The organism is Sphingomonas mucosissima (assembly GCF_002197665.1).
Lineage (GTDB): Bacteria > Pseudomonadota > Alphaproteobacteria > Sphingomonadales > Sphingomonadaceae > Sphingomonas > Sphingomonas mucosissima.
In genome coordinates this window covers 385396-402330 of sequence record NZ_NBBJ01000003.1, presented here as the reverse complement: position 1 = coordinate 402330, position 16935 = coordinate 385396, and the positions used below count along the sequence as shown (strand labels likewise).

10 protein-coding genes are annotated in these 16935 nt (G+C 63.1%); 8 read left to right on the top strand and 2 right to left on the bottom strand.

Features of this window, described 5'->3' with window-relative positions:
* The first annotated feature begins 17 nt into the window (after nt 1–17).
* The 3 genes from SPMU_RS11515 to SPMU_RS11505 all read left to right on the top strand — a co-directional run bounded on the left by SPMU_RS11515 (nt 18) and on the right by SPMU_RS11505 (nt 5294).
* On the top strand, nt 18–2237 hold the full coding sequence (locus SPMU_RS11515) for a putative bifunctional diguanylate cyclase/phosphodiesterase (RefSeq protein ID WP_088334006.1): 2220 nt from the start codon (nt 18–20) through the stop codon (nt 2235–2237).
* A gap of 697 nt (nt 2238–2934) precedes the next feature.
* Nucleotides 2935–3798, top strand: a complete 864-nt coding sequence (locus SPMU_RS11510; protein ID WP_281250986.1) for a metal-dependent hydrolase — start codon at nt 2935–2937, stop codon at nt 3796–3798.
* A gap of 314 nt (nt 3799–4112) precedes the next feature.
* A complete protein-coding gene (locus tag SPMU_RS11505) occupies nt 4113–5294 on the top strand; it encodes a CaiB/BaiF CoA transferase family protein (RefSeq protein WP_169715702.1) in 1182 nt (393 codons plus the stop codon).
* A gap of 203 nt (nt 5295–5497) precedes the next feature.
* Here the strand turns inward: SPMU_RS11505 and SPMU_RS11500 are convergent, their stop codons facing one another.
* Nucleotides 5498–6922 carry a purple acid phosphatase family protein gene (locus SPMU_RS11500; RefSeq protein ID WP_245833137.1) on the bottom strand — a complete coding sequence of 475 codons (1425 nt, stop codon included), beginning with the start codon at nt 6920–6922 and terminating at the stop codon, nt 5498–5500.
* Nucleotides 6919–9720 carry a TonB-dependent receptor gene (locus SPMU_RS11495; RefSeq protein WP_211275778.1) on the bottom strand — a complete coding sequence of 934 codons (2802 nt, stop codon included), beginning with the start codon at nt 9718–9720 and terminating at the stop codon, nt 6919–6921. The genes SPMU_RS11500 and SPMU_RS11495 overlap by 4 nt, the downstream gene beginning before the upstream one ends.
* Before the next feature lie 610 nt (nt 9721–10330).
* Here SPMU_RS11495 and SPMU_RS11490 point away from each other — a divergent pair.
* From SPMU_RS11490 to SPMU_RS11470, 5 genes are all read left to right on the top strand, one after another.
* Entirely contained in the window at nt 10331–11095 is a 765-nt protein-coding gene (locus SPMU_RS11490; RefSeq protein ID WP_140418460.1) for a hypothetical protein, read from the top strand.
* 123 nt (nt 11096–11218) lie between these two features.
* The gene (locus tag SPMU_RS11485) at nt 11219–11575 is read left to right on the top strand and encodes a hypothetical protein (protein ID WP_088334001.1); all 357 of its coding nucleotides are present in this window, start codon (nt 11219–11221) and stop codon (nt 11573–11575) included.
* A 604-nt stretch (nt 11576–12179) separates the two neighbouring features.
* Nucleotides 12180–12332, top strand: coding sequence for a hypothetical protein (locus SPMU_RS16945; protein WP_169715701.1), 153 nt, complete (start codon nt 12180–12182; stop codon nt 12330–12332).
* Nucleotides 12329–13591, top strand: a complete 1263-nt coding sequence (locus SPMU_RS11475) for an efflux RND transporter periplasmic adaptor subunit (RefSeq protein WP_088333999.1) — start codon at nt 12329–12331, stop codon at nt 13589–13591. Before SPMU_RS16945 ends, SPMU_RS11475 begins: the two co-directional genes overlap by 4 nt.
* A gap of 155 nt (nt 13592–13746) precedes the next feature.
* Nucleotides 13747–16932 (top strand): efflux RND transporter permease subunit, encoded by a 3186-nt coding sequence (locus tag SPMU_RS11470; protein WP_088333998.1) that lies wholly within the window; start codon nt 13747–13749, stop codon nt 16930–16932.
* The last annotated feature ends 3 nt before the right edge of the window (nt 16933–16935 follow it).

Below are 16935 nucleotides of genomic sequence, written 5' to 3'. Positions count from 1 at the left end.
GTTGTTACGCGCCGCTGATGTTCGGCACCCCTTCGAGTCATCCGGCTGTCGACCGTCAGTGGCGCTTCTTCACGCGCGTCGCCCTGCCGGCCATCGCGGCGGTGTTCGTGCTTGCCGGCGTGCTCGCCGCCGTCATGCTGCTGGCAGCTCGACAGGCGAACCAACTGGCTGCCGATCGGCAGCAAGCTTTGGCGACGACCGTACTCAAGCAAAGCATGGCGCAAGTGGCGCATGACCAGGAAGCCGTTACCGTTTGGGACGAAGCAGTTGAAAAGGTGCGCAGCTCCCAGCCTGATTGGCCGTGGCTTGACGCCAATCTCGGGGTTTGGTTGCACACCTATTATAGTCACGACGAGGCATATATTGTCGATTGCTCTGATCACCCGATCTACACCATGCGCGGCGGCAAGCGCGGATCGCCGTCTGATTATCAGCCTACCCGACCGGTCGTTGCGCCGCTGATTGCCAAGCTGCACGCCAAATTGCGCCTGCCCGCGAAAACGCAGTTAAACGAGGCTGAGCAAAGCCCCGGTGTTGTTGACCTCGCGATGATCCGCAACCATCCGGCAATTGTCAGCGTCAAGCCGATCATCTTCGAACACGGCGCGCCGCGCCAAGTGCCCGATCGCGTATATGTTCATGTCAGCGTGCGCTACCTGGACGCCGATTTCGCCGCCGGGATGAGCAGAGAATATCAGCTTGATCAGGCGAGCTTTGCCCCGTCTGCGCGATCGGACGATGGTTACCGTTCCGTGCCGCTACGCTCGGACTCTGGCGCGCTTCTCGGATATTTTACGTGGCGGCCATTCGGTCCTGGCGCGCTGATGATCAAGCAGATCGTGCCTTATTCCGTTGGCGCGCTGCTGATCATGCTCGTGACGATCTTGCTATTGTTGCGGCGTATCAGGCACAGCACGCTCCAACTTGAGGCCAGCCAAGCGCAAGCACAGCATCTGGCGTTTCACGATGCGCTTACCGGGCTGGCGAATCGCGCGCTGTTCGATGAGCGGCTCACCCGTGCGCTGGCCGAAGCGCATCAAAGCTCGCGCTCCGTTGCCTTGCTTTATTTCGACTTGGACCGCTTCAAGCATGTCAACGACACTTTGGGCCACCCGGCCGGGGATCAGCTGATCTGCGCCATGGCGAAGCGTCTGGTCGCCGCTACCCGCTCGAGCGATGTTGTTGCGCGAATCGGCGGTGACGAATTCGCGATCATCCAGACCGGCGTCGCCTCGGTCGCCGAAGCGGAAGTGCTGTGCATGCGGATCGTCGAGGCGGTCAGCGAGCCGTATCTTCTGGCCGGAACCAAGCTCAACGTCGGCGTCAGCATCGGGGTCGCGATGGCGCCAACCGATGCTCGCGATCGGACCGAACTGGCGCGCAAGGCGGATATTGCTCTCTACGAGGCAAAGGCGGCCGGGCGTGGGCGTTATGTCTTCTTTGCCGAGCAGATGGACGCCAGCATTCGTCACCGACGCGAGATCGAGCGTGACCTTCGCGCCGCGATTGCAGCCGGCGACGAGATGCACGTGGTCTATCAGCCGCTTTATTCGGCGCAGAGCGGCAGGATTACTGGCGCCGAAGCACTCGTGCGTTGGCAGCATCCCCACAAGGGCCTGATGTCGCCTTCGACCTTCATCCCCGTGGCGGAATCGACCGGCCTGATCGAACCGCTTGGTGAGTGGGTGCTAGAAGAGGCCTGCCGTGCCGCAGTAGCGCTGCCGCTCAACTCGATTTCGGTGAACGTGTCGGCGGTTCAACTTCGCAATGAAAAGTTCGCCGAACGCGTGATTGCTGTCCTTGAGCGCACCGGCCTCAAGCCGTCGCGGCTTGAACTGGAAATCACTGAAACAAGCTTCATCGAGAGCGTGGCGAACTGCCAACCTAACCTCGCCGCGCTTCGCGCTCGAGGCGTGAAGATCGCCCTTGATGATTTTGGAACCGGCTATTCCTCGTTCACCCACCTGCGCTACTTCGACGTCGATCGGATCAAGATCGATCAGAGCTTTGTCAACGGCATCGATGCCGAAGCGGGGGGGAGCGCGATCATTCAAGCGATCGTCGACCTGGCGAAGGCGAGCGGCATGCAAGTGACCGCAGAGGGCGTAGAGACGGCCGAGCAGAGTACGTTTCTGACTGAAGCTGGGTGCAACTCGCTTCAAGGATACCTGCTCTCCCGGCCAATCGGCGTGGGCGAACTCGCCGCGATGTGCACAAAGACTGCGGTTGGGACCTGAGCGGTACCTTTCTTTGTTGCTGCGAGGTTAAGGTATCCTGCGGGCCACGGGTTCTTTTTCGACAGCCGAATTTTTGAGCCGTTCACTTACCGCGCGCGATTGCTGTTCGACTCAGGCCTCACTCTACGAAGATGAGCGATTAGACTGAGCTCAAGCGTCCGAATAGCCGTCCACTGGCGCGACCAAAACACAGTCGCCCGACATTGCCGATCGTCACGGCAAGCCAGCACAACACGAACACATCTGCCCCCCTGTGACAATCAGGCGTTCGGCCAATGTGGTTGGGTCTGCCACACCTCGGTACAGACACGTTGCCGAGACCAGGACAGTGATGCACAGTGCCGCCGCCATCCCGAGCACGACGCCGCGTTGCTCCTGCGGAAAGTCGTTCGGGTCGGCAATAGGATCACCTTTTCCTGGGCCTGACGCGCCGTTAAGCGCAGCGGAATACGAAAGGGCGGCCGTTTCAAGTAGCGGAGCGAGATTTGGACGTTCCGCTGTCGGTCCTTGCAGCTGCGGAGCGGCGGTCAGCAAGCGCTCCGAACGTCGGCCGCTCGCCTCAGCGCCTCTACAGAAAACTGGCGGCCTTCTCCCAAGGCATGTCGGCGCGACAAGATGACACCCATGCACTTGCCGATCGGTTGCGACGCCATATCTCGTCTCAAGGAAAGTTTTGTCTCATTTCCGGAGGTTGGCCGTGAACACAGCAACGCCAAAGGATCTTACAATCACGCCGCGAGACCGCCGTTTCGCTAGGGGACGGGTGATGCAGCGCTGGTGGCTCAACAACGATCCGATCGCCACGGCCTTTTACAACGCGCTGTCCGTGACTTTCCCCAAAGGCGAAGGGTATTTCGTCGACAGCGTTCGCGAGTTTCGAGAGGGCGCGTCGCCGAAGCTGGCGGCGGAGATTCAGGCCTTCGTCAAACAGGAAGTGATGCACACCCGGGAGCACGTTGCGTTCAACCGCCACGTAGCGGAGCAGGGATATGATACCAAGTTGCTCGACCGTGATGTGGACAAAGCATTGGCATTGACCAACAACCGTGATCCGATTGCCGCGCTTGCCGTGACCACGGCGCTTGAACATTTTACCGCCATGCTCGCGCATGAGCTGATTGCAAATCCGAAGCACCTGGAAGGTGCGGATGAGCAAGCACGCGCACTTTGGCTTTGGCACGCGGCGGAGGAGATTGAACACAAAGGTGTCGCATACGACACATGGCAACATGCGACGCAGGACTGGACCAGACGGAAGCGCTGGTTTGTGAAATCCTTCGTGATGATCATCACGACTTGGCAGTTTTTCGTTGGTCGAGCCCGTGGGATGCTGGGTCTTTTGAGACAGGACGGGCTCACTGGGCCGCGTGTTTGGGCGAGACTCGGCTGGTATGCGTTTGGCAATCCAGGCATGGCCCGCAAAGTTGCTCGGGTCTGGCTGTCCTATTTCCTGCCGGGTTTTCATCCGTGGAAACATGATGATCGCGCGCTCATCCGGCTTGCCGAGAGCGATTACGAGGCAGCAGTGCTGCCGAAGCTTACACCTGCCGCCACGGCGTGAAGCGGCGTCGCGCCGCAGGCTTCGCCGCCGACAGCCGCCAGGGACTCGGCATCGCGGCGCCCGCTCATGAGCAGCATAGGGCATAACCACAACCATTCCGGTCAACGTGGCGGTTCCGGCAGCGCGCTCTTGTGAACGGACACGTCACGGCCATGCTGAGTCCATCGACGGACTGCTGGATGTTGGTATCGGCTCCACATCCTTGTTGAGCCGCACACTTTCGGCGGGTTGATCCGGAGAAGATCAAAGGCGATGGTCGGCTTAAGCGCGTAGAAGCGCGCAGCCATACTCGGCTACCTCAAGGAGACAGGATCTTGGCTGATCGTTCTGGGCCGCTCGCGGGCATTCGAGTGATCGACATAACGCAATTTGTGCTTGGCCCATACGCTACTCAGATCCTCGGCGATCTCGGAGCGGAGGTAATCAAGGTCGAAACACCTTCGGGCGATCGCCAGCGGCGGGAGATGGGCCGGATCGCACCGGCGGAGGACGTATCCGCCACCTTCCTCCAGTTGAACCGGAACAAGCGATCGGTGGTGCTCGACCTGAAATCTGACGCGGGTCGCGAGCACCTTCGCACGCTAATCCGCACGGCCGACGTGTTCGTCCACAACATGCGTCCAGAAGCGGTCGAACGGCTTGGCTTCGGCTATCGCGAGGTGCAGGCGATCCGCCCGGACATCGTTTACGGCTGGGCTTGTGGGTTCGGCAAGGGCGGGGCCTATGCTGGTCGACAGGCCTTTGACGATCTGATTCAGGGCGCGGCGGGGGCGACAGCCTTGCTCCCGATGTACGACGGCAATCCTGATCCCCGGCCGATCCCCACCTACATGGCCGACAAGGTGTGCGGCCTCATGCTAGTGATCGGTGTCCAATCCGCCTTGCTTCACCGCGAACGCACTGGTGAGGGGCAGGAAGTAAAGGTGCCAATGCTCGAGTCGTTTGCGGGGTTCCTCCTTGTCGAGCATCTTCACGGACACAGCTACAGCCCCCCGCGCGGTAAGCTCGGCCACCCGGGCGCACTCACGCCTTTCCGCAAGGCTCTCCAGACGAGCGATGGCTACATCATGATATTGGCGCAGGATGTGGATGCCTCCGACCGCTATCTCGCGCTGGGCGGGATCGATGCGGCAGAGGTCCAGCGTCGCTACGCCGCGGAGCCAGACGGTCGCGGACGCGTGGCTGCCTATCACCGCATGCTAGCGGAAGCCGCGGCGACCCGAACCACAACGGACTGGATGGATCTCGGGACGAAGCACAGCATCCCGATCATGCGCGTCAACAGCCTGGAAAGCGTGCTTGAAGACCCACACCTCACTGACGTCAGCTTCTTCTCCGCAAGGCCGATCGACGATGAGGTAGGCAGTTATCTTGCAATGGCGCCCGGCATAGAATTCTCCGCCACGCCGATGGCGATTACCCGCGAGCCGCCGCGGCTGGGACAGCATACGGAAGAGGTACTGCACTCCCTGAACTCGGACCGGAGTTTAGCTTGAGATCGCCGGACTGCGGCATACGGCCGAGTTATGAGTCGAAGGCGGCATCCCTCAACAGCAGGCCGAGCTTCGGCGCAGTGGCGCGCCTCAGTCTTCGGGCTTCATATAGGCAAGTATACTGTCCTCGATGAAACTGGGCTTGGCCGCACACCCGGTGCACTGTGCCGAATGCTAGCGGCTTTCTCCTGCTGGGAGCGGTATCGCTAGCGGCCTCGGGCCGTGCACGGGAAGCCATCGGGTCCAACGTTTCCGGCGCAGCGGCGGGTATCAATCGGCCGATCGCTCAACACCTCCAGCCGGTTCCTGCCGTCACGCCGCTTGTTCAGACGAAAACCGTCGTACAGCCTGCCGGTGGCGGTGAAGCTACGAAGGGTCAGCCGGTCGCCGTCAACGTCGATGCGCTGATATAATTCGGTATCCTCGGCCACGCGATCGGGCTGCGTCGCCGCGCGATCGTTGAGCGCGTACATTTTGGAGCCAACGACCGAGACCAAGTAGACCGGACCTTGTACGCGCCCGGCGGCACGCGCGCGATTGGAGGCATCACGCCCCTGTTCGCTGGTGAGCCGGCTATAACAATGATCATGTCCTTGCAGCACGAGATCGACGCCGCGCGCCTCGAAGATCGGCTTCCACGCCGCCTTTAGCTCCTCGGTGTCGTTGGGCCGCGCGCAGGTGAATATCGGCTGATGGAACAACACGACGTTCCACCGGGCCTTTGAGGCTGCAAGTGTGGCATCGAGCCAGCGTGTCTGGCTGGCGAGCGTGCCAAGATCCAGGGCTGACGTTCCATCAAGAACGATGAAGCGAACCCCTTGCCAGTCCACGAAGTAGCTCGTGGCTTCGGCTCCTGGCGCACCATTGCGTGGCAACGTAAAACTGGGCTGCCAATGGGGCCCGATGAGCCTGTTTTCCTGACCTGCCGGCCCCGGAACGTCGACATATTCATGGTTTCCGGTGGCGGGTAGCTGCTGGATCGTGGCGTAATTGTAACCGCCGGCCGCCGCCCACTCACCCCATTCATCGTCGTGGGCCTTTTCCTCCCGCTGCGCCACCAAGTCCCCGGCATGGACAACCAGAGCGGGATCAGCCGTGCTGCGGAACGCCTGCCGGATCACACGGCTGGCGACCTCCAGGATACGGTTCTGCGTGTCTCCGAAATACAGAAACGTGAACGGCGCAGGAGAGGCCGCCGGCGTATGGAACGGCAGCCATTCGCTCCAGCCGTCGGCGCCCTTCACCCGGTACACATAGGCGGTGCCGGGCTGCAGCCCGGCGAAGCGCACTTGATGGTATATCGACGGACCGTTCACTGCGTCGAGCGGGAACGAGGTTCCGCTCACCTGACGCTTGTCGCGCGCTGTCCCAGGGCTGTCGAGCGCAACCCCGATCTCCGCAACTGCTTGCGTCTGGCGGGGGTCGGTCCGCCACGCGACCGCTGCTCCGCGCGAAGCGTCGGCTGCCGGTGTCAGTACAATGCGATCGGGTATCCCGGTCGGCCGGTAGGGGATGCCGGGCGTGCGTGGCATCGCGGCCTGCGATTTCGGCGCCAGTTGATTGCCGGCTCGCGTCTGACCGATCGCAGGGGCGGCGACCAGCGCCGCCCCAAGTAGAAATGCCTTCCTCACAGCTTCACTCGCACCCCGCCGAACAATGTGTAGCCGAACTTCTCATATTCGTACGTGCGCTCGCGGATGCCATAATAACGCTCGCCGGCGCTGTTGGTCAGGTTCTTACCCTCGGCGAACAGGTTGATCGACGGCGTCAATTGGACGCTACCGGTCACGTCAAGCTGCCCACGGCCTCGCCAGTACAGATCGAGATCCGGTTGATCGGCATTGATCTCGTTCAAATAATCGGAGCGCTTGGTGTACGCGACACGGAGGTTCACCGGTCCCTTTTCGTAGAACAGAGAAGCATTCCACATGTGCTTCGACTGGCCCGGCAGAGGAAAGCGCTGACGGCCGGCGTAAGGCTGCGACAACGAGGAATTAGCCTCCGTGTAGGTGTAGTTGGCGAACACGCCAAAGCCACCGAGGAAACCGGGCAGGAAACCGAATTGCTGCTGCCAGTTCACCTCGAAGCCGTAAAGCTTGCCGTTCGGTGCATTCTCCGGTCGGGTGAAAAGGGCTGCTCGAGGGCCGTCCTGATCCACAAATGTGCCCGCTCGGGTCACCGTATAACGATAATCCTTCAGGTCCTTGTAGAAGCCGCTCACCGAAATCACGCCGAGCGGGCGAATGTAATATTCGAGTCCGATGTCAGCGTTGTTCGACAATGTGGGTCGGAGGTTTGGATTGCCTTCCTCAATGAACACTGTGTTGCCCTCGGTCGAGTCAAGCCGACGCGGTACGATCTGACGGAAGTTGGGCCGGTTGATCCCGCGCGTAAGCGCGAAGCGTCCAATCAGATTGGACGAAAATTCGTGCCGGAAGGTGAGGTTTGGGAACACCTCGAAATATTTCGTCTTGGATGGAGTGGCGAGAAGCGGCGTTGTCGCCCGAAACAAAGTATCCTCGACGCGCAAACCGGCGATCACGGTTGTGCCGTTGAACTCGGCGCGCGCCATGCCGAAGATCCCGAGTATCTTTTCGTTGGCGCGATAATCTGCCGACAATGACTGCGGCAACCGGCGTTCGGACGTGCTGCGGAACTGGTTGAAGTAAGCGTCCGCAAGGCTGCCGTTGATGATGTTGCCGAGCTCATAATCGAAGTTGCGTGACGGCTCGTCCGTCAGAAAGCCGGAAAGCGGCTGGGACGGCGCTGCAGATGCGCGGCGATCGCGGAAACGCTCCTCGTCGGCATCGATGTTGCGATCGCGATACTTTCCGCCGAAGCTGATCGTGGCTTCATGACCGAAGACCTCGGTCGGCACGTCCATACGCACCTGCGCGCTGAATTCGTCGTTTAGAGTGGTATTGGAGCGGAATACATTTTCGCGAAACGCATAGCGGTCGATCTGAAGGTGTTCGCCCGTTTCGAAAAGAGAGTAACGCGGAAGTCCGCCGCCGCTGAAATCGTAGCTTTGCCGCGGCCGGAGCGAGGAGCGGAAGAGGAGCTCGTCTCGCTGCGGATACGTCTGATCGGACTTGGAATATGCGGCATTGTAGCTGAGCACGCCGCCGTTCAGCGTGTGTTCGCCGCCGCCCACCACTGTCCAGATCTCATTGCGTTGCACGCGGTGCCGGATCTGCTTCTCGATGCGGGTGTTGGTGTACGTCGCGCTGCTGTCGGTGAAGCCGGGCTGGAGCGTGCCGTCTGTCCACAGAATGCCCAGCCGGTTGCGATATTCGTCATCCTCGAACCGCGCGTATGAGCCGCGCAGATACACACGGTCCGTATCGGTTGGCCGCCACTCCAGCGTTCCGGTGCCAGCGATGCGCTCGCGCTTGGTATCGTAATCCTTGAACAGCGTTTCGGTCACGCCATAACGCTGGGCACCCGCCGGGCCGACAAGCGCCCAGACGTTCTCCACATTGTCTGGTTGGCGGTGCGTGCGAGAATAGCTGCCCGATACAAGAGCGCCGAAGTTGTTGTTCGCGCCAAACCGATTGCCGACCGACATAGACGCGCGATAATCGCTGGTGTCGCCGAACTGATTATAACCAGCGCCCGCCATACCGGTCAGCGCGAACCCGCTCCGGTCGAACGGCGAGCGGGTCGAGATATCGATCGCGCCAGCGATCGAATCCGCTTCTTGTGACGGTAACAGCGTCTTGCTGACGGCGATGTTGGATACGATGTCCGACGGGATCGTATCAAGATCGACGGCACGGGTAGAAGGATCAACCGAGGAGACGGTCACGCCGTCGATGGTGACCGCACTGAATTCCGCCGGTGCGCCGCGCACGTTAATGTAGCGCCCTTCGCCCTGATCGCGCTCGATGGCGACGCCTGGAACGCGCTGCAGCGCTTCCGCTATGTTCGGATCCGGGAAGCGGCCGATCGCATCAGCCGAAAGCACGTCGATATTGTTATCGGCCTGCCGCTGCTGGTTCAGAGCGCGGGCGGTATTGTCCAGAAGAGAAGCGCCGACCACCACGATCGCGGTGTCTGAGGCGCCTGCTGCCGGCAGCACGATGTCGATCCGCCCGTTGCGTTCTGCCGCCTCGACGACGCGCGTAACGATTGACCGTCCCAGATAATCGATGACCAGCGTGACCGAACCTTCGGCTGGCACGTTCAAGGTGAAATCACCTTGCAAACTGGATGTCGTGTCGGTGTTGGTACCTTCCACGCTGATGCGGGCGCCCGGCAGGGCGGCGCCAGTTTCGTCACGCACCATACCGGTGATCGTGCTGCGGTTCGATGTCGCGAGCAGGGCTTCGTCTGCCGCAATCTCTGCGCTGGCGGGGTTAATGCCAGCGCTGACGATGAGCATGGCAAACGAAGCGCTCGCGCACAGGCGCGACCGGGCATTCAGCACGATGATGTTCTCCCTGGCTGATAGGGAAGCATGATGTGGCTTCCGTCTCCGGACAGCTAAAGCGGCTGTGCTACGGGCTTATTACAAGGAGCGCTCTCGGCGCTGGGCGGAAGAAGCACGCGTGTTGGGGAAAGGCGGACGAGCAGCGGCCTGACCCGCTACGGGATCGTCGTCGAATGATCCTCGACCCCGCCCGCGTCCGCCGCTCTCCTGTCTCTTTGTCACCGCACCTGCACCCATCAGCGCGCTCCGCAAGGTGATTAGGTTCGTGTGCTCGTCCGAACCGGCAGTTCAGGCGATGAAACGCTTACCCCTCGCGTCGACAAGGCGTTTGCATCAACGGCGGGCCACTTCAGTGCGGTGTGTCCGCAATCAGATAAGCAGGGGGTTTGTCCGACGGAACTGCATGTGGAGGTTTTCCGCTCGATGAATTGAACGTTGTCCGCTGCCGCGGGTTTGATGGGGGCCTTGGTGGCATAGTCCGACGTCGCGCCGCGACCGACGCTCTGTTCCAACGGCGATCACGCGTTCAGGAGTATTTTGAATGACCGATCGAGACAGAGGCAGCTTTGGCCAAGGCGGAGCCGGCCGCGGACCGTTGGACCGACCCGTGGACGCATTGGATGGGCATGACGATCCCAACCGCGGACCACTTGATCGCGCAGCAAATACAGTGACTGGCAGCAGCGGGGGCGTGAACGCCGCCATGGGCCGCGCTTCCGACGCCCTTACCGGCCACGACGATCCGAACCGCGGGCCGCTTGACCGCGCAGCAAACGCCGTGACTGGTCATGGTGGCGGTGCGGCAGCTGCCGTGGGCGCGGCTTCGACGGGCCATTCTGACCATGGCGAGACAAGAACCGTCTCGGCGATGTTCGACAGCCAGGCGGATGCCGAGCGTGCCGTATCCGAGCTGCGCCGCGAAGGCGTGAGCGATAGCGCTCTCTCCGTCATCGCGCAGAGTAAAGGCACGATGACGACGCGCGGCGGTGATGGCGAAGTCACGGACGAAGAGCACACCAACCTTCTTCGCGGTATTCTCGGCGGCGGCGCTGCTGGCGCTGGTCTCGGCGTACTGGCGCTGGCCATCCCAGGAGTGGGGCCGCTTGCCGCGTTGGGCGCAATCGCTGCTTCAGCAGTTCCTGAGGCGATGGCGATCGGCGCTGTTGCCGGTGCGGCTGCCGGCACTTTCAACGAGGCGTTGAAGAAGCACGGCATCGATGACGAAGATGCATCCTATTACGGTGGTCACCTCAAGGATGGTGGTGTGCTGATTACGGCGCAGACGACCGGGGCAGACGCCGAGCGTATTCGCGAGACGATGTACCGCCTGGGTGGCCACTCTGCGTCCCGTGCGCGGACAAGCGCACTGTAATGAACGGCCGGGAGCAGCAATGCTCCCGGCTTTTCCCAATCGGCCAAGCCGATTGTAAGCCGCCGTGGCACTTTCTCGTGTTGGCGGACCCACGCCGCTCGACATCTTTCGCACGGGTGTAAGATGATCCGCATTTCGCTCGTCCTTCCTGCCTTGATGCTGGCCGCCTGCTCCAGCCAAGACGGTCCCACCGTGATCGACGGCAGCAGCCAAGAAGCGTTCGAACGCACTTTCAGCGATGCAAAGGGGGATGTGGGACCACGCGATCGGTTAAAGGTGGAAGCAGCGATCGCGGAGTACCGCGCACGAACCTTTGCCAAGGCTGATAACCGCGCTGAGTTTCAGCAGATGTTCCGCGAAGGACTGGATGGCTTGACGACGCCTGCTATTGCCGCCCAGTTCGACAAGGATACTCAGCGGGTCAGTGGCAAAGCGGCTGATGCGATCTTCGACGCCAAACGCGCTCTGAGTGGCTCGTAGCCACAGTTTACTGCCGAACCTTACGGGAAGTGCCTCAGCAGTCATGTTCACGGGCCATCCGTACAGGCGCGCAAGGCCACGCGGTTGCTCCTCGTGATGATGTTTTCCAGAATTGCTCTGTATGAGCGGGCTTGCCGCGCTGATCGACGTCCCTATCCGGCTGGGGAGCGGGGACGATCGCGTCGCCGTACCGAAGGCGCCTGGCACCTTGAGCCGCTATGGCATTCTTGAGGACGTAGGGACGAAGCTCGATCGGGCCCAGCTCGCACCGCTTGAGCGCCTCAAAACCAGTGTCTTGATGTCGCCGCCTGAATAAAATACCATTTGGTATAGAAAATGAGGTTGACGCGGCGCAGCACGACTTCTATACCATGTGGTATCGAAAGGGCGCCGCTTTGGTGCTCATGGGAAAGGTTGCTGCGATGCTTCCTTGTTCTGTTGGAGGAACCCCCGGGACCTAATCCGAGGCGGTTTCCATATCTTTCCATTCTTTGATCGTCGATCGCGCGGCCGCGCGGTGGTGATCGCTCGTGCGCGCTCCAGCTGCTCATCCGGGTTGCTGACGGGGTGGTGGCGCGCGCCGTACCAGGAAATAGGGGTTCTTATGCGCTATTTCGCTTTCGGCGAGCCCAGTGCCGTTCGTCAGACGGCGTCGACCGATCAAGTCACCAACAGTCGGCCGTCGCCACTCGTATGGCCGGTGATCATCCTCGCCAGCGGCCGTGCGATCACATCAAACAAGGCGCAGCGGGCATGAACATGCATAGCAAGATCGAGGTCGCGCCGGAGCCGGCCATGGCCGAACCGAAGAAGCGAAATTGGCGCACGGTCGCGCTTGTTGGCGGGCCCGTGCTGCTCGCGCTGGCAGGTACGGCGGCGCTGAACCGTGAGCAGCCGGCGATCGCCGCCCCGCCGCCGCCGATGGTGACGGTGGCCGCGCCACTTGTGCGCCCGGTTACTGAATGGGACAGCTATGTCGGCCGGTTCGAGGCCAGCAAGTCGGTGGAGGTGCGCCCGCGTGTTTCCGGCGCGATCACCGCGGTCCACTTCACCGACGGCGCGATCGTGCGAAAGGGGCAATTGCTCTTCACGCTCGATCAGCGGCCGTTCACCGCCGCGCTGGCCGAGGCGCGCGCCGGGCTGATCAGCGCGCGCAGCGATGTGGAGCTGGCGCGCGCCAACCTCGATCGTGCGCAGCGGCTGGTGGCGGACGAGGCGGTGTCGAAGAGCGACATCGATCAGCTGACCGCGCGCCTCCGCGCCGCCAATGCCGCGCTTGCCGGCGCGGAGGCGCGCGTCCGGGCCCGCGCTCTGGACGTCGAGTTCACGCAGGTGCGCGCGCCGATCAGCGGCCGCGTGTCGGACCGCAAGATCGATCCGGGTAATCTCGTTGCCGGGGGAGATACCAACGGCACGCTGCTGACGACGATCAACGCGCTCGACCCGATCTACTTCACCTTCGATGGCTCGGAAGCGCTGTTCCTCAAGACCAAGCGCGCGCAGGCCGCGGGTACCCCGCCGTCCGACGTGGAGATCAAGCTGCAGGACGAAGGCGATTTCCGCTGGAGCGGACGGCTCGACTTCACTGACAATGGGCTCGATCCGCGATCGGGGACGATCCGCGGACGCGCCGTGCTGAACAACCCAGACTTCTTCCTGACGCCGGGCATGTTCGGCAACATGCGGCTGGCGAGCGGCGGTGCCACCCCGGCGCTGCTGGTGCCGGACGCCGCGATGCAGACCGACCAGGCACGCAAGACGCTGCTGACCGTCAGCCGTGACGGCATGGTCGCCGCCAAGGCGGTGCAGCTGGGGCCGGTGGTGGATGGCCTGCGCGTGGTGCGCAGCGGCATCGCCGCCACTGACCGAGTCGTCATCAGCGGCACGCAGATGGCGATTCCGGGCACCAAGGTTCAGGTGCGCGCCGGCCGGATCGCACCGACGCGCGAGGCGGCCTCCGCCGGCAGCATCGGAGCGAATGCACTGGCCGGCCAGGCGACGTTTGCGGCGCGGTAGAGCCGAACCCGACCGTTCGTATCGAGCAACGTCGAGACACCCGGCGTGCCGCATGAGGGACGTCCCTCGACGAGGCTTGGGACGAACGGAGCAATGATCTAGCTCGGCCCCGTCGCGGGCCGATCCCTTCCATCCTCGTTTCCGGGGAGCCTGCCATGCGCATGTCGCGCTTCTTCATCACCCGCCCGATCTTCGCGGGCGTCATCGCGGTGATCATCACCATCATCGGCGCGATCGCTTATTGGCAACTGCCAGTCGCGCAATATCCCGACATCGTGCCGCCGACCGTGACGGTGACGGCGACCTATCCCGGCGCGTCCGCCGAGACCGTCGCTGAGACGGTCGCCGCGCCGATCGAGCAGGAAATCAACGGCGTCGACAACATGCTGTACCAGTCGAGCCAGTCGACCGGCGACGGCGTGGTTACCATCACCGTCACCTTCAAGATCGGCACTGACCTCGATGCCGCGCAGGTGCTGGTGCAGAACCGCGTCGCGGTCGCCGTGCCGCGGCTGCCGGAGGAGGTGCAGCGGCTGGGCGTCGTCACGCGCAAGACCTCGCCCGACTTCCTGATGGTGGTGAACCTCATCTCCCCGGACGGGTCGCTCGATCGCGGCTACATCTCCAATTACGCGCTGACGCAGGTGCGCGACCGGCTGGCGCGCATCGACGGCGTCGGCGATGTGCGCCTGTTCGGCAGCCGCGATTACGCCATGCGGGTGTGGATCGATCCGGGCCGTGCCGCTGCGCTGAACCTGACCGCCGGCGACATCGTCTCGGCACTCCGGGCCCAGAACGTTCAGGTCGCCGCGGGTACGCTCGGCCAGCCACCTTATGCGCAGGGCAACGCCTTCCAGCTCAGCGTCGAGACGCAAGGGCGGCTCGTCGATCCGGCGCAATTCGCCGACGTGATCGTGCGCACCGATGCCGATGGCCATCAGGTGCGCGTGCGCGATGTCGCCCGCGTCGAGCTTGGCGCGCAGGACTATAATTCGAACACCTACCTCTCGGGCCAGCCGACCGTCATCGCGGCGGTGTTCCAGCGCCCGGGCACCAACGCGCTCGCCGCCGCCGAAAAGGTGGAAGCCGAGATGGAGGCGATGGCCAAGTCCTTCCCCAAGGGCCTGGAATATCGCGTGATCTACAACCCGACCGAATTCATCGCGCAATCGGTGGACGCGGTGATCGATACCTTGTTCGAGGCGATGATCCTCGTCGTCCTCGTCATCCTGGTGTTCCTGCAGAAATGGCGCGCGGCGATCATCCCGATCGTGGCGATCCCGGTGTCGCTGGTCGGCACGTTCGCGGTGCTGGCGGCGTTCGGCTATTCGCTCAACACGCTGTCGCTGTTCGGCCTGGTGCTCGCGATCGGCATCGTCGTCGATGACGCGATCGTGGTGGTCGAGAATGTCGAGCGCAACCTTGCCAATGGGCTGACGCCGCTGGAGGCGGCGCGCACGTCGATGGACGAAGTATCGGGCGCGCTGGTCGCGATCGTGCTGGTCCTGTGCGCGGTGTTCGTGCCGACGCTGTTCCTCACCGGCATGTCGGGCGCCTTCTATCAGCAGTTCGCCGTCACCATCGCGACCGCGACGATCATCTCGCTGATCGTGTCGCTGACGCTCTCGCCGGCGCTCGCTGCGATCCTGCTCAAGGGGCATGAGGCGGAAGGCCACGGCAACCGCGTGACCCGTGCGCTCGCCCGCGCCGGCGGCTGGTTCAACCGCGGGTTCGAGCGGATGAGCGATCGCTACGCGCGGCTCACCGACCGGCTGGTGCGCCGGCCCAAGCGGATGATGCTGACCTATGCAGGCCTCATCGCCGCCACCGGCGCGGTGTTCTGGGCGACCCCGACCGGGTTCATCCCGGCGCAGGACCAAGGCTATTTCCTCACCGTCGTGCAGCTGCCCGCCGGCGCCTCGGTCGAGCGGACCGATGCGGTGGTGCAGAAGGTGGCGAAGCGCATCCTGCCGCTCGCCGGAGTGAAGGGCGTCGTCATGCTCGCGGGCTTCGACGGCCCGTCGCAGACGCTCGCGCCCAACACCGCCGCGGCCTACGTGCCCTTGAAGTCCTTCGAGGAGCGCGCCGAGCTCGGCGTCACCTTTGCCGGGCTGATGGACGAGGCGCGCAAGGCGACCGCGGATATCGACGAGGCGCGGATCCTCGTCATCCCGCCGCCGCTGATCCAGGGCATCGGCTCGGCCGGCGGCTATCGCCTGATCGTGCAGGATCGCGAGGGCGCGGGGTATCAGAAGCTGGGCGAGGAGACCCAGAAGCTGATCGCGAAGGCGAACGAGACGGAAGGCCTGGCGCAGGTCTTCACCTTCTTCGACACCGCCACGCCGCGCATCTTTGCCGATATCGATCGTGCCAAGGCCGACATGCTGGGCGTTCCGCCGGAACGCGTGTTCGAGGCGCTGCAGGTCTATCTCGGCAGCGCGTTCGTGAACGACTTCAACCTGCTCGGCCGCACCTACCGCGTGACCGCGCAGGCCGACGCACCGTTCCGCTCGACCCCGGCCGATATCGCCAACCTCAAGACGCGATCGAACGCCGGCAGCATGGTGCCGATCGGATCGGTCGCCAATTTCGAGGACAAGACCGGGCCATATCGCGTCACGCGCTACAACCTCTTCCCGGCGGTCGAGGTGGATGGCGACACCGCCCCCGGCTATTCCTCCGGCGCGTCGCTGGTAGCGATGGAGAAGCTCGCCGCCGAAACTCTGCCCAAGGGCTATGGCACCGAATGGACCGGCATCGCCTTCCAGGAAAAGGCGGCGGGCAGCACGGCGGGGATCGTCTTCGCTCTGGCGGTGGTGTTCGTCTTCCTGGTGCTGGCGGCGCAATATGAGAGCCTGTTCCTGCCGCTGTCGATCATCCTGATCGTGCCGATGTGCCTGCTTGCGGCGATGATCGGCGTGAACCTGCGCGGCATGGACAATAATGTGCTGACGCAGATCGGGCTGGTGGTGCTGATCGCGCTTGCCGCCAAGAACGCGATCCTGGTGGTCGAGTTCGCCAAGCAGGCCGAGGAGCAGGAGGGCCTGTCGCCGATCGAGGCGGCGGTGCGCGCGGCGCAGGACCGGCTTCGCCCGATCCTGATGACGAGCTTCGCCTTCATTCTGGGCGCAGTGCCGCTGCTGATCGCCACCGGCGCTGGCGCGGAGCTTCGCCAGGCGCTGGGCACGGCGGTGTTCTTCGGGATGATCGGCGTCACCGGCTTCGGCCTGATCTTCACCCCCACTTTCTACGTCGTCTGCCGCGGGCTGGCGGAGCGGATCGGGCGCGGCCGTCGCCGCCCCGCGGCCGACGCCGACCCCGCGCTGCAGCCGGCCGAATGAGGA